The 21,941-nt window shown below is 33.9% G+C and carries 23 protein-coding genes and 1 pseudogene; 18 read left to right on the top strand and 6 right to left on the bottom strand.

Features of this window, described 5'->3' with window-relative positions; genetic code table 11:
- Window positions 1-19 precede the first annotated feature (19 nt).
- Window positions 20-178 carry a hypothetical protein gene (locus DN410_RS28050; RefSeq protein WP_001100984.1) on the bottom strand — a complete coding sequence of 53 codons (159 nt, stop codon included), beginning with the start codon at window positions 176-178 and terminating at the stop codon, window positions 20-22.
- A gap of 306 nt (window positions 179-484) precedes the next feature.
- Here DN410_RS28050 and DN410_RS21085 point away from each other — a divergent pair, with 306 nt between their 5' ends.
- From DN410_RS21085 to DN410_RS21095, 3 genes are all read left to right on the top strand, one after another.
- The gene (locus DN410_RS21085; protein ID WP_149177921.1) at window positions 485-1,078 is read left to right on the top strand and encodes an O-methyltransferase; all 594 of its coding nucleotides are present in this window, start codon (window positions 485-487) and stop codon (window positions 1,076-1,078) included.
- A gap of 313 nt (window positions 1,079-1,391) precedes the next feature.
- The gene (locus tag DN410_RS21090) at window positions 1,392-2,504 is read left to right on the top strand and encodes a toxic anion resistance protein (RefSeq protein WP_149177922.1); all 1,113 of its coding nucleotides are present in this window, start codon (window positions 1,392-1,394) and stop codon (window positions 2,502-2,504) included.
- Window positions 2,505-2,528: 24 nt separating this feature from the next.
- Window positions 2,529-3,362 carry a DUF3974 domain-containing protein gene (locus DN410_RS21095; protein WP_149177923.1) on the top strand — a complete coding sequence of 278 codons (834 nt, stop codon included), beginning with the start codon at window positions 2,529-2,531 and terminating at the stop codon, window positions 3,360-3,362.
- Window positions 3,363-3,416: 54 nt separating this feature from the next.
- Here the strand turns inward: DN410_RS21095 and DN410_RS21100 are convergent, their stop codons facing one another.
- Entirely contained in the window at window positions 3,417-4,976 is a 1,560-nt protein-coding gene (locus DN410_RS21100) for a glycoside hydrolase family 10-like protein (RefSeq protein ID WP_149177924.1), read from the bottom strand.
- Between the two features lie 227 nt (window positions 4,977-5,203).
- On the opposite strand from DN410_RS21100, the gene DN410_RS21105 reads away from it, so the two are divergent.
- The 8 genes from DN410_RS21105 (at window position 5,204) to tdcB (ending at window position 12,661) form a co-directional block, all read left to right on the top strand.
- Window positions 5,204-5,509 carry a PTS sugar transporter subunit IIB gene (locus tag DN410_RS21105; RefSeq protein ID WP_149177925.1) on the top strand — a complete coding sequence of 102 codons (306 nt, stop codon included), beginning with the start codon at window positions 5,204-5,206 and terminating at the stop codon, window positions 5,507-5,509.
- An 11-nt stretch (window positions 5,510-5,520) separates the two neighbouring features.
- Window positions 5,521-6,804 (top strand): PTS sugar transporter subunit IIC, encoded by a 1,284-nt coding sequence (locus DN410_RS21110; RefSeq protein ID WP_149177926.1) that lies wholly within the window; start codon window positions 5,521-5,523, stop codon window positions 6,802-6,804.
- A gap of 78 nt (window positions 6,805-6,882) precedes the next feature.
- A complete protein-coding gene (locus DN410_RS21115) occupies window positions 6,883-7,149 on the top strand; it encodes a hypothetical protein (RefSeq protein WP_149177927.1) in 267 nt (88 codons plus the stop codon).
- Between the two features lie 22 nt (window positions 7,150-7,171).
- The gene (gene anmK / locus DN410_RS21120; protein ID WP_149177928.1) at window positions 7,172-8,323 is read left to right on the top strand and encodes an anhydro-N-acetylmuramic acid kinase AnmK; all 1,152 of its coding nucleotides are present in this window, start codon (window positions 7,172-7,174) and stop codon (window positions 8,321-8,323) included.
- Between the two features lie 18 nt (window positions 8,324-8,341).
- Entirely contained in the window at window positions 8,342-9,241 is a 900-nt protein-coding gene (locus DN410_RS21125) for a BadF/BadG/BcrA/BcrD ATPase family protein (RefSeq protein WP_149177929.1), read from the top strand.
- 131 nt (window positions 9,242-9,372) lie between these two features.
- Window positions 9,373-9,921 (top strand): glycerol-3-phosphate 1-O-acyltransferase PlsY, encoded by a 549-nt coding sequence (gene plsY / locus DN410_RS21130; protein ID WP_149177930.1) that lies wholly within the window; start codon window positions 9,373-9,375, stop codon window positions 9,919-9,921.
- A gap of 68 nt (window positions 9,922-9,989) precedes the next feature.
- Entirely contained in the window at window positions 9,990-11,573 is a 1,584-nt protein-coding gene (locus tag DN410_RS21135; RefSeq protein WP_149177931.1) for an aminotransferase class V-fold PLP-dependent enzyme, read from the top strand.
- An 86-nt stretch (window positions 11,574-11,659) separates the two neighbouring features.
- Complete coding sequence (gene tdcB / locus DN410_RS21140) at window positions 11,660-12,661, top strand: bifunctional threonine ammonia-lyase/L-serine ammonia-lyase TdcB (protein ID WP_149177932.1); 1,002 nt, start codon at window positions 11,660-11,662, stop codon at window positions 12,659-12,661.
- A gap of 63 nt (window positions 12,662-12,724) precedes the next feature.
- Here the strand turns inward: tdcB and DN410_RS21145 are convergent, their stop codons facing one another.
- Window positions 12,725-13,054 (bottom strand): YkvA family protein, encoded by a 330-nt coding sequence (locus tag DN410_RS21145; RefSeq protein WP_149177933.1) that lies wholly within the window; start codon window positions 13,052-13,054, stop codon window positions 12,725-12,727.
- Between the two features lie 257 nt (window positions 13,055-13,311).
- Window positions 13,312-13,482 (bottom strand): hypothetical protein, encoded by a 171-nt coding sequence (locus DN410_RS28055; RefSeq protein WP_179958632.1) that lies wholly within the window; start codon window positions 13,480-13,482, stop codon window positions 13,312-13,314.
- Between the two features lie 168 nt (window positions 13,483-13,650).
- On the opposite strand from DN410_RS28055, the gene DN410_RS21150 reads away from it, so the two are divergent.
- Together DN410_RS21150 and DN410_RS21155 are read left to right on the top strand one after the other, a co-directional pair.
- Window positions 13,651-13,911, top strand: coding sequence for a hypothetical protein (locus DN410_RS21150; RefSeq protein ID WP_000513513.1), 261 nt, complete (start codon window positions 13,651-13,653; stop codon window positions 13,909-13,911).
- A gap of 95 nt (window positions 13,912-14,006) precedes the next feature.
- Window positions 14,007-14,693, top strand: coding sequence for an MBL fold metallo-hydrolase (locus tag DN410_RS21155; protein WP_149177934.1), 687 nt, complete (start codon window positions 14,007-14,009; stop codon window positions 14,691-14,693).
- Window positions 14,694-14,737: 44 nt separating this feature from the next.
- Here DN410_RS21155 and DN410_RS21160 read toward each other — a convergent pair.
- Window positions 14,738-15,507 (bottom strand): annotated as a pseudogene (locus DN410_RS21160) (hypothetical protein).
- A gap of 50 nt (window positions 15,508-15,557) precedes the next feature.
- On the opposite strand from DN410_RS21160, the gene DN410_RS21165 reads away from it, so the two are divergent.
- The 4 genes from DN410_RS21165 (at window position 15,558) to DN410_RS21175 (ending at window position 19,318) form a co-directional block, all read left to right on the top strand.
- On the top strand, window positions 15,558-15,827 hold the full coding sequence (locus DN410_RS21165; protein WP_149177935.1) for a hypothetical protein: 270 nt from the start codon (window positions 15,558-15,560) through the stop codon (window positions 15,825-15,827).
- Window positions 15,828-15,900: 73 nt separating this feature from the next.
- Window positions 15,901-17,265, top strand: coding sequence for a DEAD/DEAH box helicase (locus tag DN410_RS21170; protein WP_149177936.1), 1,365 nt, complete (start codon window positions 15,901-15,903; stop codon window positions 17,263-17,265).
- Window positions 17,266-18,794: 1,529 nt separating this feature from the next.
- Window positions 18,795-19,001: a hypothetical protein gene (locus DN410_RS28200; protein WP_218947476.1), complete on the top strand. Its 207-nt coding sequence runs from the start codon at window positions 18,795-18,797 to the stop codon at window positions 18,999-19,001.
- A 14-nt stretch (window positions 19,002-19,015) separates the two neighbouring features.
- Entirely contained in the window at window positions 19,016-19,318 is a 303-nt protein-coding gene (locus DN410_RS21175) for a DUF4183 domain-containing protein (RefSeq protein ID WP_255446784.1), read from the top strand.
- A 53-nt stretch (window positions 19,319-19,371) separates the two neighbouring features.
- Here DN410_RS21175 and DN410_RS21180 read toward each other — a convergent pair whose 3' ends face one another.
- On the bottom strand, window positions 19,372-19,656 hold the full coding sequence (locus DN410_RS21180) for a DUF4183 domain-containing protein (RefSeq protein ID WP_149177937.1): 285 nt from the start codon (window positions 19,654-19,656) through the stop codon (window positions 19,372-19,374).
- Between the two features lie 1,649 nt (window positions 19,657-21,305).
- On the opposite strand from DN410_RS21180, the gene DN410_RS21185 reads away from it, so the two are divergent.
- Complete coding sequence (locus DN410_RS21185; RefSeq protein WP_149177938.1) at window positions 21,306-21,941, top strand: TetR/AcrR family transcriptional regulator; 636 nt, start codon at window positions 21,306-21,308, stop codon at window positions 21,939-21,941.

Here is a 21,941-nt window from a genome sequence, read left to right on the forward strand (position 1 = left end):
GAAATGCGTCTTTATTTTATTACTTTTCTAACATTTCAAGAGGTACATCTTTTTCGCCGGCTACCTCAAATTTAATTTCCCCGTCTTCTTCATAAATACGTGTAATAATCGGTATAGTAATCATTAATTTTTTATGCTGCTTTCGTTTTCTAGCAGCATCTAAGCTAATTACGTTCATAAGTAAGCATCCTTTCCTCTAAGAAATATATAAACAAAAGAAAATGCGTCCGAAAAGGGCGCTTAATTGAATTTGAAATACCGATTCATTTAAATGGGGTTTATATTATTTTATAACTGCAATTTCAATGTGAAATAATATGAATGGAATAATTGCACGTAGAAATTAACTTTACCAAAAAACGAAACAATATGCTATAAAAAATTATAAATCTTTGTCATATAACGGGAAAAAGGTTTTTGTTTCGCATATAATAAAAAGTAGACGGGCAGCAAGAGCTTATTCATCATATTGCTTGGAAAGGCGATGAAAAGAATGGATACTTTAGATTCATTATTATTGCAACTTGAACAATATGGAGAAGAGCATGATCGGAATAAAAGAATACGGGAAGAAAAATTAAGGAATGTTTCTCGTGAGATGGGGCAATTTTTATCGATTTTAGTTAAAGGGAGTAATGCAAAAAACATTTTAGAAATTGGAACTTCTAATGGCTATTCTACACTTTGGATAGCAAGTGCGGTAGAAGAAACTAATGGAAATGTAACAACCGTCGAGCTTTCTTCGGAACGAGTAGGAGAGGCGCTTGTAAATTTTGAAAAGGCAAATCTTTTACAAAGAATCGATGTTCATAATCAAGAAGCGGGGGCATTTTTAGATGCACAATTAGATCATTCATTTGATTTTATTTTCCTAGATTCAGAGCGAACACAATACATGTGGTGGCTTGAGCATATTAAACGTATATTACAACCAAAAGGCCTTCTTGTTATAGATAATGCAACTTCTCATGCGAGTGAATTAGCTGAGTTTATAAAAATGATAGAAGAAGATGATACGTTTGAAACAGTGTTATTAGCGTTTCAAAAGGGAGCATTTGTAGCGCGCAAGAATAAATAGAAGGGGACGTAATATAAGTATCACATTGAAAGCGGATAGATGTCAAAAGATGAGCACTGCATAAGGGTAAGAACGCAAATTATATAGGTAACATACGAAGAATCCGTCTTCAGCATGTTGTTCTCTAGGTCTTAAGTCTGAGGAAAATTATGTTGATTACAGGTATACTTATAGTAAGAAACAGGGAATGACTGCATAAACAGGCATTTCTAAAAAAATCGATTTCAAGCAGTCAGAATGTATATGAAATACGATATAATAGATGAAATATAGTGCATATAAATTCGCACATATAAATAAAGGAGCGATTTTGTTGACTGAACTCGAGAAAAAAGAACCTGTATCGATTGTGAAAGACACTAATGTAGAGGTAGTAGTAGATACAGTTATAAAAGATGAAGAACTAGAGGAACTAAATAAAGAAGCTGATCTTTATGTACAAAAGTTAAATAGCGAGCAAAATACAGATTTATCAAAAGTATTGTCTCAGCTAGGTGATTTAGGGGATAAAGAGCAACAAGCAGCAGGACAAACGTTATCAGCGTTAAAACGTCCTGTAACAGCGATGATGAATGGGAAAAATGAAGAAATTCCAAATACATTGTTAGAGTTACGAAAAGTAGTATCTGAATTAGATCCGAACTCGTTAAAAGCAAGTGGTATGAAAAAAATAATGTTTAAAGTATTTAAGAAAAATCCTCTTGAAACATATGTGCATAAATATCAATCTATAGATAAGCAAATCGAGGAGATTATAAGATCACTTTTAATTGGTCGTGATAACTTACAAGAAGATACAGTTGGTCTTGAGATGCTTAAGGAGCAATCGCACGATAAAATTCACGCTCTTGATAAACAAGTATACTTAGGGAAAAAGCTTGCCGGCATGCTCGAAGCTGAGAAGCAAAATCCAGAGCGTCAAAGAGATATTCCATTAATTAATGATGCATTGGAAAAGATACTCGTACGTACACGTAATATGCAGCAAGCGAAAAGTGTATTATTACAATCTATCGCATCTGTAGACATCATTAAGAAAAATAATGAAAAATTAACAGAAGCAATTCGTAATGCAATTACGATGACGCAAAACGTTGTAACAGTTTCAGCTGCTATCCAACTAGCATTAACAAATCAACGTAAAACAATTGATGCCGTAAATGCGACAAATGAAGCAATTGAATCAATGGTATTAAGTAACTCACAAGCATTAAAACAAAATACAGAAGAAACAACAAAACTTCTTGAAAATCCTGCAATTAGTATGGATAAATTACGTGAATCATTCCAAAACGTATTCGCTGCGATTGAAGCTTCTGAGAAATCATCAGAACGTATTATCGAGTCAAGTAAGAAGTTTGTTATTGAACTAGACACATTTAACGATGAGATGAAGCAGAAACTCATTCAGCGTCCAAGGAAATAGCAGATTATTAGAGGAGGTGAAAAAATGAGTTTCATTCAAACAGTACTAGTACTGTTAGGTACATTACTTTTAATCGCATTTACTGTCGTTGTATTAGTTGTATATTTCGGACGAAAACTGTATTTTTCATGGACGAAACCATATAAAAGAGCGCACGATTCTTTAGATAAGTTGTCGAATAAATCATTACCGTTTCTACAAGAATTTACACAACATCCACTCTTTTATCGCTGGATTCGTACGGAAGGGAAGAAAGAACAGCATACATTAAATACTCTTTTCTGTGCATCAGGACAACGTACGAGAGAGCAAGTTTTCTCAATGTTACCGAAAGAAAAGCAGAAAAAAGTACATGTAATGGCAAAAACAACAAAAAAGCTTACAAATGAAGATATCGACTTAGCAACTATGAAAGTGAAAGATTTCTTAAGACAAGAATCACAGCAAACAGTAAAACCGACAGACCTATCGTTTTATAAATTGTATTTTTATGATCGATATCCAGATGCACTAAATACAATTCAAGCGTATAAACGCTCAATAAATCCTTCATTACAAAAAACGGTTGATGACATTACAATCTCAGTATTGAATGCACTGCCGTACTATCAAGAGCAACGTATGTTTGAACAACAACATAAACTTGAAACGTTCTTAATGAAAGATTTAACAGCGATGTTATCTTTAGTGGTACAATTACCGCCATCACAACGACCAGAAAAAGAAGATGAATTAAAAATCTACTTGCAAAATTTCCAAAAAGAAATGGAAGAAGTAGAGCGAGATATTCGCGACTCTATTGATCACGACTTGAATGTGAAGATGAGAGCGGCGACAGAGAAGTTTAAGAATAAATAAAAAGGCGCCTTAAAAGCTATAATATTTAGTTTTTAAGGCGTTTTTTATTAGCTGTTATTTTGCTTTAACGGTAGTATGACTAGATGCAACACTTTCATTATGCAATCGATCAACTGCAGTTACTACATACGTATACGTCTCTCCAGAAATAACTGTTTTATCTACATAAATTTCTCCAAGTTTTGTTTTTCTTACAGTAGTAAGTAAATTTTTCGGATTTTCTATATCCACTTCATTTTTTCCATTCACGCGGTAAATGGCATAATAAGCAGTATCATTCTCTCTATCATCGATGATACCTACAGCAATACCTTCCTCTCTTGGGATAGCGCCTTTTAAAGTCGGTTGTTTTGGTGGAGCATGATCAAGCCAAGGCATAGGCGGGATTAATGCAGGATGTTTATATATGTCTTTTGAGAGTCTATCTTTCACTCCAAGTGGATTATTATTAATATCTTTTAAGCTAAAATGCATACTACCTTTTATTTGTGGATATAGCCGGTTTAATACAATTTGTCTTTGGTATTCTTCAGGATCAGACCAAGCGGGGACAGAGTTATTATTAATTTTATAGGCAGCCTGACCGATGTATAGGTGAATCGGTTTATTATTTGTTTCTTTTACCCACCAGTCTACTAATATGTCATATGCAGCGGGTGTGAAACCGATATTCCAATATATTTGCGGTGTAATGTAGTCAATATAACCTTTTTGTATCCACTCACGTGTGTCAGCATAAAGATCATCATAGTTTCTTTGTCCCGCGGTTGTGTTAGAGCCAGTAGGATCGTCGGCTATATTTCGCCACACGCCGAATGGACTAATGCCAAATTTCACGTATGACTTTTCTTGTTTAATAGCAGTATTTAAACCTTTGACAAGTTCATTTACATTGTCACGTCGCCAATCCTCTATATTTGTAAATCTACCGTTATTATACGTTTCGTAAGTTTTTCGATCAGGGAATTCTTCACCAACTACTTTATACGGATAAAAATAATCATCCATATGAAGGGCATCAATGTCATAATTTTGCACAATCTCTAAAGCACCTTCTGTAATAAATTTTTTCACTTCTGGAATACCGGGATTGTAATATAACTTTCCGCCATATGGTACAACCCAATCAGGATGTTGTCTTGCAGGGTGATTGTCTGATAATCGATTTATATCAGTATGATTCATCGTTATTCGGTATGGGTTAATCCATGCGTGGAATTCTATATTTCTTTTATGTGCTTCTTCAATCATAAATGCGAGTGGATCGTATCCAGGATCTTTTCCTTGTGTACCCGTAATGTATTCAGACCAAGGACCGTATTTGGAAGGGTAAAAAGCATCAGCAGTTGGTTTAATTTGTACAACCACTGCATTCATACCAGTGCTTTTTACATCGTCTAGCAATCTTATAAATTCTTGTTTCTGCTTTTCAATAGATAAGCCAGTTTTTGAGGGCCAATCAATATTTAGAACAGATGCGATCCATACAGCACGTAATTCATGTTTTGTGTACGTAGTATTTACTTCAGCATAAGTAGAGTGAGGGGAAATGAAAGAGAAAGGAATAAAAAAGATGACGATACAACATATCATTAATAAACGTTTAACGATCATTTATACGCCTCCCTATCATATTGATTATCTAAAATAATATCCGAGGTGAGGTTGGCCTTGCAATAGAGAAAATTGCACATTGAAACATTAATTTAATAGGGGAAATATTTTTAATGAAATTTACTTTCAATATAACTAATTCATTTCATTACTTCATATGCTTGTTAGTAAAGTGAAACTTTCTTTCATTTGAAGGAAACAATTTATAAGTATAGGAGGATTCAATAATGAAGGTTTTATTTGTTTGTTCTGGAGGAATGTCCAGCGCAATTGTTGTAAACGCTTTAAAAAAAGAAGCGGAGAAAAATGGTGTGAACATGGAAGTGCATGCAATTGGAACAAGTGAGGTAGAGGAAGAGGTAAAGAATGGTTGGGATGTTGTAATGGTTGCACCTCAAATTAGACATCGATTTGATTCGGTAAAAAAATTGGCAGAAGAGGAGTCTGTTCCTTGCGGTATCATACCGCCGCAAGCATATACACCGCTTGGTGGACCAACATTATTGAAAACTGTAAATGAATTAATAAGTTAGGGGGAAGCGTTATGAATAAGTTTGTCACGTTTCTTGATAAAAATTTATCTGGACCGATGGCAAGGCTTTCTGAACAGAGGCATTTACAAGCAATCCGAGATGGAGTTATTTCGGCGTTACCATTTATTATCGTAGGAAGTTTCTTTTTAATAGTAGCATTTCCACCATTACCGAAAGATAGTTTCATATCAGTTTGGGCATTAAAGAATCAAACAAGTATATTAATACCATATCGGTTAACGATGTTCATTATGTCTTTATATATAGCATTTGGAATAGGATATAATTTAGCGAAAAGTTATAAGTTAGATGCTTTATCAGGTGCACAGCTTGCGGTATGTTCACTGCTATTAACATTAACGCCTGAATTAATTGATAAAAAAGGATTTATGCTTCCAATGACAAATCTCGGAGGTCATGGATTATTCGTGACGATGATTGTTTCTATTTTATCAGTGGAGATTTTAAGGTTTTGTAAGAAGAAAAACATCACAATCAAAATGCCAGAACAAGTGCCACCGTCAGTTTCACGTTCGTTTGAAGCACTTATACCTGCAGCTTTCGTTATTATTATTATGAGTCTTATTACTGTCGTTTTTAAAGTGGATGTACATTACGTAGTAGATAAATTAGCCGCACCGTTAGTAAAAGCTGGTGATAGTTACTTTGGCGTTATTATACCCGTATTTTTAATTACGTTTTTCTGGTCTTTCGGAATACATGGTGTATCTGTTGTAGGAACAGTGGCGAGACCGCTTTGGGATGTATATTTAGGAAAGAATGGTGAAGCTGTGGCAAGTGGTGCGAGTCACTTTCCATTCATTGCACCGGAGCCGTTTTATCAATGGTTTATATGGATTGGTGGTTCGGGAGCAACGTTAGGGCTTGTGTTAGCTATGATCGTATTTGGTCGATCAAAATATTCGAAAGCATTATCGAGAACCTGTATTGTGCCTGGAATTTTTAACATTAACGAACCGGTTATTTTCGGTTTACCGATTGTATTGAATCCAATTTTAATTATTCCTTTCGTTATTACACCGCTAGTAACAGCTACTGTTGCATATACTGCAACTGCAATGGGATTTGTAACGCCAACGCATATTATGCCGCCGTGGACATTACCAGCCCCAATAGGCGCTTATTTAGCTACAGGAGGAGATTGGCGTGCAGTTGTATTAGTTTTAATAAATATAGCAATATCATTCCTTATTTATTTACCATTCTTTAAAATGTACGACAAAAATATGCTTGAAATTGAAAAGAATGGCGACGGAGAATCTGTTAATTCGTAAGTTTTATGTTTTATTTTTTAGTGATAGGTATTTTGCCTATCACTTCTTTCACATGAAGTCCAGAGAGGATGAAATGGAATGCATATAAAATTTAGTTATAAAGGTGTATTTTTATTACTATTTGGAGTGATTTGTGCGAATTTACTTTTTGTCCCTTTATTAAGAATGCTACATCTATCACAAATGCATAGTATATGGCTCGTTACAAGCATTGCGGCAAGTATTTTACTTACTGTAGTTGTTTCTTTCATTGATGGATCGTTTGCATCAAAAGCTCAGTTGTTTTTTCGATTTATATTATTTTCAGTTGGTTGCACGTTTTTCACTTACATGATTGTTTTTTAGTAAATAGGAGGTCATGCATGTTATGTATATTGCAGGGATAATGTCCGGTACTTCATTAGATGGAATAGATGTAGCGCTCGTTCATATAGAAGGGAGTGGTGTAAAGTCTAAGGTCGAACTTATACATTTTACTACTGTTCCATTTTGTGATGATATAAAAAAGGAAATACAACAATCATTATCGATAGAAAGCTCAAATGTCCAACTCATATGCAGTTTAAATTTTAAGCTTGGTTTATGTTTTGCCAATACTGTAAAGGAAGTTTGTAAAGAGGCCAAATTTTCTTTGAAACAATTAGATTTAATAGGTTCTCATGGACAAACGATTTATCATCAGCCAAAGCAAGATGGTAATATGATACCGTCCACATTGCAAATTGGGGAACCAGCAGTAATAGCATACGAAACGAACACGACAGTTATCTCTAATTTTCGAACGATGGATATGGCAGCAGGGGGACAAGGTGCACCACTTGTGCCGTATTCAGAGGTCATTTTGTATCGTCATCCAACTAAAAATAGACTACTACAAAATATTGGCGGGATCGGTAATGTTACAGTGATTCCAAGTAAACGAAGTAATGAGAGTGTAATTGCTTTTGATACTGGCCCAGGGAATATGGTAATTGATGAAGTATGTCAAAGGTTATTTCAGTTGCCATATGATCAAAATGGTAAGATTGCAAAGCAGGGAGTAGTTGTAGATGGAATTTTGACATATTGCATGAATCATTCATTTTTGAACTTGAAACCACCAAAATCAACAGGTAGAGAACAATTTGGAAAAGAGTTTGTAAGTGAATTATTAAAACGATTTGAAAAGTATAGTAAAGAAAGTATATTGACCACTGTCACGATGTTTACAGCAAGTTCAATTGTTCATCATTATAAGGAGTTTATTTTGCCGTATTATGAAATCGATGAGGTGATTTTAGGTGGTGGCGGCAGTTATAATCGTACACTTGTTGAAATGGTGCGAAATGGATTGAAGGAAGAAAAGTGTGCAATATTCATCCAAGAAGATATAGGCTATTCTTCAGAGGCGAAAGAAGCAATTGCCTTTGCAATTTTAGCGAACGAAACGCATCATCGTAATCCGAGTAATGTGCCAAGTGCAACGGGTGCAAAGCAATCTGTAGTTTTAGGGAATACAACATTCCCTCCAATAAGATGATGAAAATGAGGCGAACATATGAAGTATATGATTGGAGTAGACGGCGGGGGAACAAAGACAGAAGCAATTGCATTTGATACAGACGGAAACGAACTTGTAAGAGCTACAAGTGGATTTGGAAACATATTAATAGATTTTGAAGAAGCGCTTTTTCATATTATGGAGGCGATTGATCAATGTCAAAAAGGTTTATTAAATGGATATTGCGTTTGTATTTGTTTAGGATTAGCGGGTGTAGGTGGAGCACATACAAATGAATTAACAGAACGTCTAAGAAAGAAGTACGGAACACAAATTGCAATTTTTAATGATGCAATGGTTGCACATGCAGCTGCTTTACAAGGAAAGGATGGAATTTTAACAATTGGCGGCACAGGCGCGATTTGTCTAGGAAAGAAAGGAGAAGTGTACGAGTATAGCGGTGGATGGGGACATATTTTAGGTGATGAAGGAAGTGGATATTGGATTGCGTTGCAAGGTTTAAAGAGAATGGCAAATCAATTTGATCAAGGAGTTACACTTTGCCCATTAAGCTTAAGTATTCAAGATCAGTTTCAACTTTTAACATCGTCTCACATAAAAAGACTAGTATATAGCTCTTCAAAAGATAAAGTTGCAGCAATTGCACCATTCATTATTGAGGAAGCGAGAAATGGGAATGATGACGCACATGAAATTATGATGCAAGCTGGAAAAGAATTAGCAAGAATTACAGTAGATATTTATAACAAGATGCAGTTTGATTTATCAACTCCAATTGCAGTAAGTGGCAGCATATTGCGTTTCGTTCCTGAAATATATGATGAATTTAAGAAATGCTGTGAGAAAAGTATAGGAGAAGTTACATTTATATCACAATCAGAATCAGCAGTAAAAGGAACATATTATTTAATGAAAAGTATATATTTTAAAAAATAGCTGTATGAGAATTTTTGTATGATTTGTAAATATATGATGTTAAAATGTATAAAGGGATGTGGATAAAAAGTACAATATATATAGTCATTGAATATTGTATATGTATTCCCATATAGAAAGTGAATGATTACATGATTAATAGTATACAGTTTTTGTATTTGGTCGCTTCTTACTTATTTGGCAACATTTTGACCGCGTATATAGTAACAAAGTGGAAACATAACGTTGATATTAGGGATGAAGGAAGCGGAAATCCTGGAGCAAGAAATATGGGGCGCGTATATGGAAAAGGATATTTCGTCGCTACATTTTTAGGTGATGCAATTAAAGGGGCAATTGTAGTTTCTATTGCGAAATACCTTTTTGAAGATTCTACATTTGTAATGTTAGCTTTACTGGCTGTTTTACTTGGACATATTTATCCAATTTTATTTAAAGGCAAGGGCGGTAAAGGCATTTCGACATTTATTGGAGGGCTAATCGCATTTGATTACTTGATAGCGCTTACTCTTGTTGCTGTTTTTATTATTTTTTATTTAATCTTTAAAGGATTTACGAAGCCAGGTTTAATTACAATCGCTTGTTTGCCAGTTTGCATGATTTTGTATTCGTACTCTATTGTTACGACTATTTTAAGTACAATTATCATTGTACTTATTTTATATGTAAATCGCGAATGACATGAATTTTTAATAAGTGGAGTTAATCTCCACTTATCATTTTATTAAATATACAAAGGAGATAAAACATGGGGTTAATTTATAAAGTTGCTGATCAAGCTTGGGAATTTGAAAGTATACATAAATTGAATTATAAAACATTTGTAGAAGAAATTCCGCAACATGAAGAAACGAAAGAGCGTGTTCGTATAGATCGTTTTCATGAAGAAAATACATATTTAATTTGTTTAGATGACGATGAGTTAGTAGGTATGGTTGCGTTGCGAGGAAAACGACCATTCTCGTTAGATTATAAAATTTCAAATCTAGATTTTTATTTACAAGAACATGGAGAAAATATATATGAAATTCGTTTACTTTCAGTAGAACGTGAATATCGAAATGGGAGAGCGCTGTTAGGATTAATTCGTTTTCTACATCGTTATCTGCTTCTAAATGGATATGAATTGGCACTCATTTCTGCGACAACACGTGAACTACCTTTATATGAGCAAATGGGATTCAAACCTTTCCATACGTTAGTTGGTACAGAAGAAGCTGCTTTTCAGCCCATGTATGTAACACCTGCTATGTTTGAAGAATCGAGTGTTGGGGGGATTATGACGAAAGAATATACGTTTTTACCTGGCCCAGTAGACATTGAAGAGAATGTCCAAAAGGCATTTTCTACTAAGCCTGTTTCGCATCGCTCTAAGTCATTTCAAGTGACGATGGGCAATGTAAAGAAACGATTACTGCAGATGACAAAAGCAAAGCATGTACAAATCATGTTAGGAACAGGGACGTTAGCGAATGATGCAATTGCTTTACAATTACGTTCTTTAAAAGGAAAAGGACTAGTATTAACAAATGGGGAATTCGGCAATAGATTAGTTGGACACGCAAAACGCGCGCAATTATATTTTGATACGTATAAAAAAGAAATGGGAGAACCGTTTATTTATACAGAATTAGAAAAAATGGTGGAAACCGGAAATTATGAATGGCTTTGGTTTGTTCACCATGAAACATCAACTGGAATGTTAAATGATTTAGACGAGCTGAACACCATTTGTAACAAGCACGAAATGAAACTTTGTGTAGATTGTATCAGTTCGATTGGAGCAATACCGATAGATTTAAAGGATGTATATTTTGCAAGCGGTGTTAGTGGAAAGGCAATTAAATCGTTTACTGGAGTATCTTTCGTTTTTCATAATCATAATGTGAAAGTAAACGAGACATTACCGGCCTATATGGACATTGGTATGTACGAAGAAAATGAAAGTATTCCGTATTCTCATTCATGGAATTTAATTTATGCACTGCAAGAAGCATTGAAGAGATTTGAAGATGAAAAAGTATATGTAAAAATTAAAGAGGCATATGATTATATGGAAGAAGCTATTACTAGTATAGGATTAAAACTTGTTTCACCAAAAGAACATGCCGCGCAAATTATACTTACGATTCAATTAAGCGAAGGTCAGTCTTCTAAAACGGTAGGTGATGCGTTAGTGTTACAAGGATATAATGTCCATTATGAATCAGCGTATTTACAAAAGAATAATTGGATCCAAATTGCATGCCTGAATCATTATAAAGAACGTGATATGAAGAGGATGTTAAATTGTTTGCATATGTATGTATTACAGAGTGGGATTCATATATAAAGAATTGTCTTTAACATAGATGGTTTCGTATAAAGGAGCTGCGACTTACGAAAACTTAGGAATAGAACATTGGAAGAGGTGTTAGTATGATAACTAAAAAACTACCATTGCATATAGACGATATTAAAAAAGCTCAAAACATTCTGGATAGAAATGCTCGTAAAACTCCATTAGTAAAATCATTTTATTTGACTAGTAAAACGGGTGGAGAAATTCATTTGAAATTAGAAAATATGCAATTAACAGGTTCGTTTAAATTCCGTGGTGCGTTTAACAAAATGTCACAGCTGACAGATCAAGAAAAAGAGAGAGGAGTAATTGCTTGTTCTGCTGGTAATCATGCGCAAGGAATTGCTTTATCTGCTCACTTACTCGGTATTAAAAGTAAAATTGTTATGCCGATCTCTGCACCTCAGGCGAAAGTTGATGCAACTAAAGGATATGGATCTGAAGTAATTTTACATGGTGAAACCTTTGATGATGCGAAGGCAAAATGTGAGGAGATTATTAGGGAAACAGGTGAAACATACTTACATCCATATGACGATGTAGAAGTAATGGCTGGTCAAGGTACAATAGGATTAGATATTCTTGATGATATGTGGGATGTTGATACTATTATTGTACCAATTGGTGGAGGTGGAATTATTTCTGGTATTGCTGTTGCATTAAAATCTTTTAATCCATCCATTAATATAATTGGTGTCCAAGCAGATAATGTTCATGGAATGAAGGCATCTTATGACAAAGGTACAATTGTAGAACATTTTGAGGCGCCTACTATTGCAGATGGTTGCGCGGTTAAAATACCAGGGGAATTAACATTTGAAATTGTAAAAGAATTAGTGGATGATATTGTAACAGTATCAGAAAAAGAGCTGGAAGTAGCGATGAAAGACTTATTACAACGCGGGAAAGCTGTTGTAGAAGGGGCGGGTGCATTAGCTACTGCTGCACTACTTGCAGGGAAAGTTGATCCATATATTAAAGGGAAAAAAGTAGTAGCAGTTATTTCTGGTGGGAACGTAGACTTGCAGCGCATTTCGAGTGTTTGTGAGCAATTTTTTGTGGCGAATGAAGTGAAATAGTATTTGAAAAACATTAATTTTATGAAAGAAGAGCTAAGAGAAATTATCTTAGCTCCTTTTTTATTATGTTTGTGCTGAAGTAAATAATGATTCCATTTTTATTCTACTCTTTTCACGAATTTCACTGTCGGCATGGCGCATAACATATTTATGCGCTATAGCGATTGCTAAAACATCATCTAATAAGCCAATCCCAATAATAGCAGCTATATCTGGAATGAAGTCGATTGTTAATACGTAATAAGATAAAGCGACTAATATGATAAATTTTGCTTTAGTAGGTAACTCTTTTTTTCTCATTGTGTAGTATAAAATAATACTTTCATATACGCTAGATTTACCGAGATCTGCTGAGCTTTTCTTGAATTTTTTCCAAAGTGTTTGTTTCTCCATATAAACACTCCTTTTACAAAAAAATAGATTTTTTAAAAGGATAGACAAAGAAGTGAGAGATTAATCAATTTTATAGTTTTTCTTAATGTATATTTCCATAAAAATAGGGAATTACCTGTTCAAAATAATAGAAGGTTGGTTATGTAACGACTTACAGTGTATGTGTTCGTTCCAAGTAAAGGTACTACGCAGATAACGTTTGGTAGTAATATGTAATAAAGTTCATTTTTAACATTAATCTCTGCATTCGTACAATGTTAAATTACTTCTAAATAATCTAATGGTACATCTATTGATGAGAACTTTTGTAATTCTTGAATAGCCCCTTTACTCGCTGGTGATTCATAAGCTTCTAATGTGATTCTGGTATTAATTGCACGATTAGCCACTTCATCTAGCATTTCAGGTGTTACTTTGTTTTGAACCATTTTTTCCTCTCTTTTCTCCCATTTTCTTGAAAGTTGTCGCTTCGGTGATGGCTTTTATATTTTCTCAGATGAAGCCGATGAGTTTGAGTTTTAGAATTTTATCGTGGTATTATTTATGTAACAAGGGGATGTTGTAAGAAAAAAATACAATTTGAGGGGAAAATGAGAATGGGAATTTATAACTATGAGGCGAAAGAGGATTTGCAAGTAGGAGAAGTTTGTTTAGAACGAGATATTTATGAAATAATAAATTTTTACAAGAAAGGGTCAATAGTTTTATGTGATTCAGTATCTCGTTTCAGTGCGAATTCAGATAGAATGTTTGAAGTGATAAATAGGATAGAAACATATATGCATAAAAACGAAGACTATACATATCAGGTTTCGGATAGGCCCAAGTTGATTTATGTAGTTGAGCAGGTAAGATAAGGAAGCATCCATAACGGGTGCTTTTTTCTTTGTAATATGTATGTGGATGATTTAGTTATTATTAAACATTTAATAAGCGGTATGGGGGAAGAAAAATGAAAATAATAGAACTACCAATTGAATTCGAATTTAACGGGGAAAAACAATGTATTTATCCGAGCTTAATAATAGTAAACGATGAATTAACTTTAGTAGATACAGGTTATATGAATTTTTTACCTTTACTTGAAGATGCAATTTTAAAACATGGATATGAGATGAAAAACTTAAAAAATATAATTATTACTCATTATGATGACGATCATATAGGGGCTTTATATGATTTCAAAGTGAAATATCCTCACGTTAATATTATTGCTAGTGAAATTGAATCTAACTATATTAATGGTGATATAAAATCAGAGAGATTAGTTCAAGCTGAAGGTATGTTAGAACGTATGCCAAATGAAGAAAAAGAATTTGGCAAATGGTTTATACAACAGTTAAAAAATATAAAACATATTTCCGTCGATGAAAAAGTACATAATGATCAAATGATTTTGAATGGTGAATGTCAAATAGTAGCGACTCCAGGACATACTTCGGGACATATTTCATTATATTTTCCGAATTTAGATTATGTAATTACGGGAGATGCGGCTGTTCAAGAGAATGGTGAGTTAGTAATAGCTAATCCGGATTTTTGCTTAGATATAGAAAAAGCGGAAGAGTCATTAAATAAGATTAAAAGTCTTAAAGCAGCAAGCTATTATTGTTATCATGGAGGAAAACTTACTGTATAAAATAATAAAAAACCGATCTTTCCCATATCGAAAAGATCGGTTTTTTAATTCATAGATTCTGCAATTTGAATTAAATCTTTTACATTATATTGTCCTTTTATATAGCGTTTGTTACCAATTGCAATTATATATTGAAAACCATTCTTCTGAAAGATAAGTTCATATGCTGAATCAAAATGAGGATTATATAATGCTTTTATATTATTTTTTAAGCTGTAGAACTTAGAGCTCCCTTATGTACATAGAAGCCTAATTTGTTTTGAACTGGTGAAACAGTGATTTTAAAAATCCCATTAATATCTTCATTGTAGTATTGGAGGTTTAAGTAATCGTTATAGATGTATCCTTGAAATTCGTGAATTTCGAACGGGAATTTTGTAGGAGTAAGTATATGTTCCTTACACTTCATTTCATATTCTTTTACAATAGTAGCTTCTTTCATAAGTGGATTGCCATCATAAATTCGATGCATGTGAGATATTTTATTATTTTTTGTTACTATTTCTAAAATGAAGCCGATAGTAAATTCATCATTAGTGCCTTTGAAATAAGAAATAAGAATTGTAGTATCTTCTTTTGGAGATGGTACGATTTTAATTTCATGAATAGGTTTATTTGTTTGGAAAGTAGGTAGTTCAATCCCTTCAGTTATATATGACTGCATTAATTTTTTATCATTTTTGAGTAAAGCATGTTTGAATTCACTGATTACATCTGTTTGAGATTTCGCCATTATAATTCTGGTGGATTGAAAATATAGTAAGAAAAATAAGGAAAAAATTTTTATGAATGTAGTAGTTAATTTTATTATCATATAACTATCTTTCCATAAATTTGAAATATATATGTATAGGAGGAGAGAAGATGAGTTTATTGCTTGATGTAATAATGGATATAATTTTATTTTATCCTCGAAATGACATGAAACTAAAACATCATATTGCCAAATTAAGCGAATTTGAGTGGTTTCGAAAGCTACACGAAGATACAAAGTATACAAGAGTAATTTGGAGTAATAGAAAAATTAAGAAGTTCATTTTGTCTTCTACTAACATGGAAGCACTAATAAATTCCGAGAAAAAGCAAAAAGAATTTGTCCGCCTAGTACACGATGAATATAAAAAAAGAAGATAAGAATTTTTTTATTTTTCATATTTGGCGAAACAAATGGTACAATGAAAGCTAATGTGAAAAATAAGGAAAAGAAGTGGTCTATTTGAAAAACTTTTTAGAATTAGGAATTAGTGAAACGTTTAATCATACATTACGTGAAAATGGAATTACAGAAGCAACACCGATTCAGGAGAAAGCAATTCCTGTTATACTGTCAGGTAAAGATATTATTGGTCAAGCGAAAACAGGAACGGGTAAAACGTTAGCATTCGTGTTACCGATTTTAGAAAAAATCAATCCTGAGTGTAGTGATGTTCAGGCTTTAATTGTTGCGCCAACAAGGGAACTAGCACTGCAAATTACAACTGAAATTAAAAAAATGCTTGTTCAAAGAGAAGATATTAATGTACTAGCGATTTATGGCGGGCAAGATGTAGCACAGCAATTGAGAAAATTAAAAGGAAATACACATATAGTTGTTGCGACACCAGGACGCTTATTAGATCATATACGTCGTGAAACAATTGATTTAAGTAATCTTTCAACGATTGTACTAGATGAAGCGGATCAAATGCTTTATTTCGGTTTCTTATATGATATTGAAGATATTTTAGATGAGACACCTGGTAGTAAACAAACGATGTTATTCTCAGCAACGATGCCAAAAGATATTAAAAAATTGGCGAAGCGTTATATGGATGAACCGCAAATGGTTCAAGTACAAAGTGAAGAAGTAACGGTAAATACAATTGAGCAGCGTGTCATTGAGACGACAGATCGTGCAAAGCCAGATGCACTTCGTTTTGTTATGGACCGTGATCAGCCATTTTTAGCTGTTATTTTCTGTCGTACAAAGGTTAGAGCAAGTAAGCTTTATGATAGTTTAAAAGGACTAGGTTATAATTGTGCTGAACTTCATGGTGATATACCTCAAGCGAAACGTGAAAGAGTTATGAAGAGTTTCCGCGAAGCTAAAATTCAGTACTTAATCGCAACGGATGTAGCAGCTCGTGGACTTGATGTAGATGGTGTAACGCACGTATTTAACTTTGATATCCCTGAAGATGTAGAAAGTTATATTCACCGCATTGGCCGAACAGGACGTGCAGGTGGATCAGGTCTTGCAATTACATTCGTTGCAGCGAAAGATGAAAAACATTTAGAAGAAATTGAAAAAACGCTTGGTGCACCAATACAAAGAGAAATAATCGAACAACCGAAGATAAAACGTGTAGATGAAAATGGAAAACCGGTACCAAAGCCAGCTCCGAAGAAATCAGGTCAATATCGTCAAAGAGATAGCCGTGAAGGTTCAAGAAGTGAATCGAGACGTGATTCGAGAAATAGCTCAAGAAGTGATTCAAGAAATAGTTCGAGAAATGATAACAATCGATCATTTAATAAGCCAAGTAATAAAAAAGGTAGTACAAAACAAGGTCAGCAAAGACGTGGCCGATAAATAGTTATAATTGTAAAAGAGTCGCAAAATATTGCGGCTCTTTTTTGGTTTGTATACAACAAGGGTGATACCGAGAAAAAAACAAAAATTTCATTCACCGTATTTAAAATAAATTTTTTAGTCCAAAGCCAGTAGAGCAAGGGTATTTCTACCATGTCGCAATTCAAGAACAAGTGTAACTTACGCATGAACAATATTTAATCGGAAAAAATTGAGGGAAAGCAATTCGTACTAGCGCCCTGATGATGGTACGGATTATGAAAAAATCAATTGGTATGACGATACGAAAACATCTTTTGCTAACAAAGAATTAAACGATTTGGTGAAATAAATTCGTAACACATTCAAACGGTACAGGAATGTTATGCTGCAGCAAAAAGAGAACGGAACTTATTATGTCTACTATTTCGGCAGAACACTTTGGTTGAAAGAAAAGATATTGAAGTGAGTATTTTCATTACACATTCCGCAATTATCGAAATGGAACAAGAGAGGTTTATGTACGATTTTTGGAAATTGGAAAACTAACTTGTTCGTTTGGTTCGATGGGGAACTCGAGAAGCTCAACTGCCATCCTTATTGGGGAATTGCTTACTACGATGATGAAGGTAATGTAGTGTGAAGTTACCAGAAGGGAAAGTGATATAAGAAAAAAGGACTAGCAGTCGTACCTGCCGTCCTTTAATAGGAGAAAAAGTAATCTTGTTTAGAACTACGCATAAACAGAAAATCTGCTTGTGATTAGGTTTACCCTAAATATAAGTGTCTATACAAAAAAAAGGGATAAGTAAAAAATACTTATCCCCGGAAGGGAAATCCCAAGCACCAAAATGGCTCGTATTGGTATGCAGGTTCAAAAGTAGTATATGTAAAATGAAAAATCTCATACAAAAAGCAGACAACGATTTTGGTTGTCTGCCAGTGAGTTCAATGAGTTAGCTAATTGTGATAAATTGCATCCCCATTACGAGAAGAGTGAAGCTGCTAGTTCAAACAGCTTGTTGGTATTATTTTCGATTTCTTAAAAAATATACAGAGAAAGCAGATAAGTGAAGAACCTACCTGCTTCTGCTGTAACAAAAGAAAGAAGTATTAGCCGTGGACACGGCGGCTTGAAAATAGTATGTATTTTTATTTGAAAAATATTCAAGGGATGAAGAAACATGGAATGTTTGATAAATGGTGACTGTAAAATTAATTAACTAATTAGTAAAACAAGAGAGAAAAACAATGAGCAAATATAACAATAGAAAGGTAAATGTTCAAAAGAGCGATGAGCATAAAGTAAAACAAAATAGTTATTTTATAGAAAAAGGGGACTGATAGAGAAATATAATTTAAGTATTTTTATTTCATAAGTTTTACAGGTAGGTGGGCATTATATGAAAAGATACAATGGCCATAATTAAAAATCTTCATTATGTCCGATTGATTTGTCTGTTCATATAATAAAACTAATTGTATAAAAAACAAATAAAAGATTAGAGGGATATATATGCAACAAAATAAAAAGGCTAAATCCCGTCTGCATGAACTTCAGAGGCAATGCAGGATTGCTTTTCCTTGTTCTGTTCCTGGGCCTCAAGGACCGTCTGGGCCTCAAGGGCTGCCTGGGCCTCAAGGACCGTCTGGCCCTCAAGGGCTGCCTGGGCCTCAAGGACCGTCTGGCCCTCAAGGGTTGCCTGGGCCTCAAGGACCGTCCGGCCCTCAAGGGCTGCCTGGCCCTCAAGGAATGACCGGGCCTCAAGGAATGACCGGATCTCAAGGGCCACCTGGCCATTCAATTCCAAGTCCAATACCAGTGAAAAATTTAATGTACTTTACTTTTTCTGACGGACAGAAACTGGTTTATACAAATAGTGATGGTAAACCTTTACTTGGAACAACTCAAATATTACCACCAGGTGAAGTCTCGTATATGAATTTATTTATTAATGGTATGATTCAACCGCAAACTGAATATCAAGTTACAGCTGGACAATTGACTTTATTAGGTCCGGAGCCTCCTTTTGAAGGAGTACCAATTGTTTTACAGTTTATCATTATTAATTAGTGTGTAGATGGCTAAAAAGGGCAGAGTGACTTGTCACCCTGCAAAAAAGTTCACTATGTTACAACAAACTCAATGATGAGTGGGGTAGCTCCATCAAGCACAGCACCACCGACAATGGTGATTGCAGTAGTGGTAACTCCTGTTACAGTATCTGCAGTTTGTAGCACACCGTTAATATATAAGCTTAAATACGCATATGAAGCTGGAAATGTCGTGACAGCACCTGCATCATTTGTAAAATCAGTATTAGCAAAAGTTAAATCTGCCCCAGCCGCAGTCCCTGTTTCTGCTGTACTGACAAACCTTCTACTAGCTATAAAGGGTTTAACAATAGGCATTTATTTTCACTCCTTTTTTATTTAGTTGAACAAACAGAAAGCTTGTCCATTCAGTTTATACTATGCTGTGTTTGAAATTGTGAAACGGCTTATGTACTAATATGTTAGTGCAATTCCTAAGTTTGGTGTAACAGATATATTTTTGGTAAGAGAAGATGGTGAAGTATAAAAACTTCATTTAATTCACAAGTTTTCATAAAAAAGCACTAAATAACAGTGCTTTTTAAAACGTGGTCTACCGTGAGCTTTTACATTGACAGTGCATATGTATATCAGTTTAGAAGTAAAAAGAGAACTTTAAATGTCTAAGGAGGATCTGGTAATGTGAAGAAACAAAAATTTCATTTTGTAGAAATATGGAAACTAAAAAAGAGCACCATGCATCAGTGCTCTTTAAAATAGGAGGTAACACTTTGAGCTGGATAGTTAGGTTAAAAGTATATGATGTAGAAAAGGAATAAGACCTAAATTTTATTATTAACTCAATATAAAAGAGCAATTAGCTTTTGCTAATTGCTAGGCCCAAGGTAATAGACATAGAGTGGGTATTAGTAAAATTGGCTATTCACGAGCCTGTTTACAGTGTAACCAAGATTTTTAAATGTATTCCCTCTTTAAAGACCTTCTTCAAACGAAGCCCTTTAAAGAGGGAGTGCAGTAATGAAAAAGAATACTTTTTCTTAAATACAAAATCATATTTTGATTCTCAATAATATATGAGTATTAAGACAGAAACGTGCAATTAAAAGAGCAGCTAGCAAAAGCTAACTGCTCTCTGAAAAAAACGTTAAGAAGGAAGTTCAGAACGCAAGTTTATTTATAGTATGGACAAGGTTTATGGATTTATTCAAGGGGGGATGGATAATGTGCACTTATTGAGAAAACGCAGTTAAAGAATTCTTTAAGAAGCAAGAGTCGGAACGCAATAAAAAGCAGTTAGCAAAAGCTAACTGCATAGTGAATAAGAAGAACGTAATGGTCATTCGTATTCAACCTTGGTGTATCTATATTGTTAACATGTTTTAGAAATTTATTCAATAAAAAGAGCAGCTAGCAAAAGCTAACTGCTAAGGTATATGGTTCGAAATGGGTTTTCTACATTATTGACGAAATATTGAGTTTCATTTATTAGCTTATGTTATATGCTTGACGATATAGTCTTTTAGTATCAAAAAACCTGCAAGGAGAAACATTACTTCAACCGAGAACCAAAACATATCTTTTTGAGGCTTTTGAAACTCCGCTATTATGGAAAATATTAAAAATAGGGTGACGATTAATACAATACAGAGTTTGATTATATCGGACATTTAGAGCACTCCTAAAATGTAGTTTTTTTCATTATATAGCTATTTCCAATGTTAAGGAATTTAAAAAGTGTTTATGAGAATTTAAACAAAATAATCCATTCATAAGTAAATAGATCGAACAGAGGGAAACCGTATTGTATGAATCAATTGTTATTTTTTGAAGTCATCGATGAAAAGGAGATGCGTTTTAAACAAATTGAAAGGACGTTAAAAAATTAAAATTCATAAAGGAAATATGAAATAAAAAGTTGTATATATACAATCAATAGGAAACTTTTTACTAACTAAACATATAATTAAAATAGACCGACAGTCGGTCTGGTGGGAAGGAGAGCTTGAATGCGAATTGTAAAGGAGTATGAGGAGCGTAGAAAAGAAATTTTAGAAACTGCTGAACGTTTGTTTATTACGAAAGGTTATACGAAAACAACAGTAAATGACATTTTAAAAGAGATAGGGATAGCAAAGGGGACGTTTTATCACTATTTTAAGTCAAAAGAGGAAGTAATGGATGAAATTATTATGAGGATTATTAAAGAAGATGTTGCTAAAGCAAAAGTAATCGTCTCTAATCCAAATATCCCAGTGTTAGAAAAGTTATTGCGGGTTTTGATGGAGCAATCGCCAAAATCAGGGGATGTAAAAGATAAAATGATTGAGCAATTTCATCAACCAAATAATGCAGAAATGCATCAAAAAAGTTTAGTACAATCCATTATTCATTTATCTCCTGTATTAACGGAAGTTTTAGAGCAAGGAATTGAAGAGGGGATATTTTCAACTGCATACCCACAAGAAACGATTGAACTATTACTATCCTCAGCACAAGTCATATTTGATGATGGGTTATTCCAATGGAAACCTGAAGAAATGATGAGGAGAGCTAAAGCTTATATTAAAATGATGGAAGTATCTGTTGGGGCGAAAGAAGGATCCTTTGATTATATGATGGAGGTTTTAATGAAACAGAAATAA

It is taken from the genome of Bacillus sp. SH5-2 (assembly GCF_008368905.1).
Classification (GTDB): domain Bacteria; phylum Bacillota; class Bacilli; order Bacillales; family Bacillaceae_G; genus Bacillus_A; species Bacillus_A luti.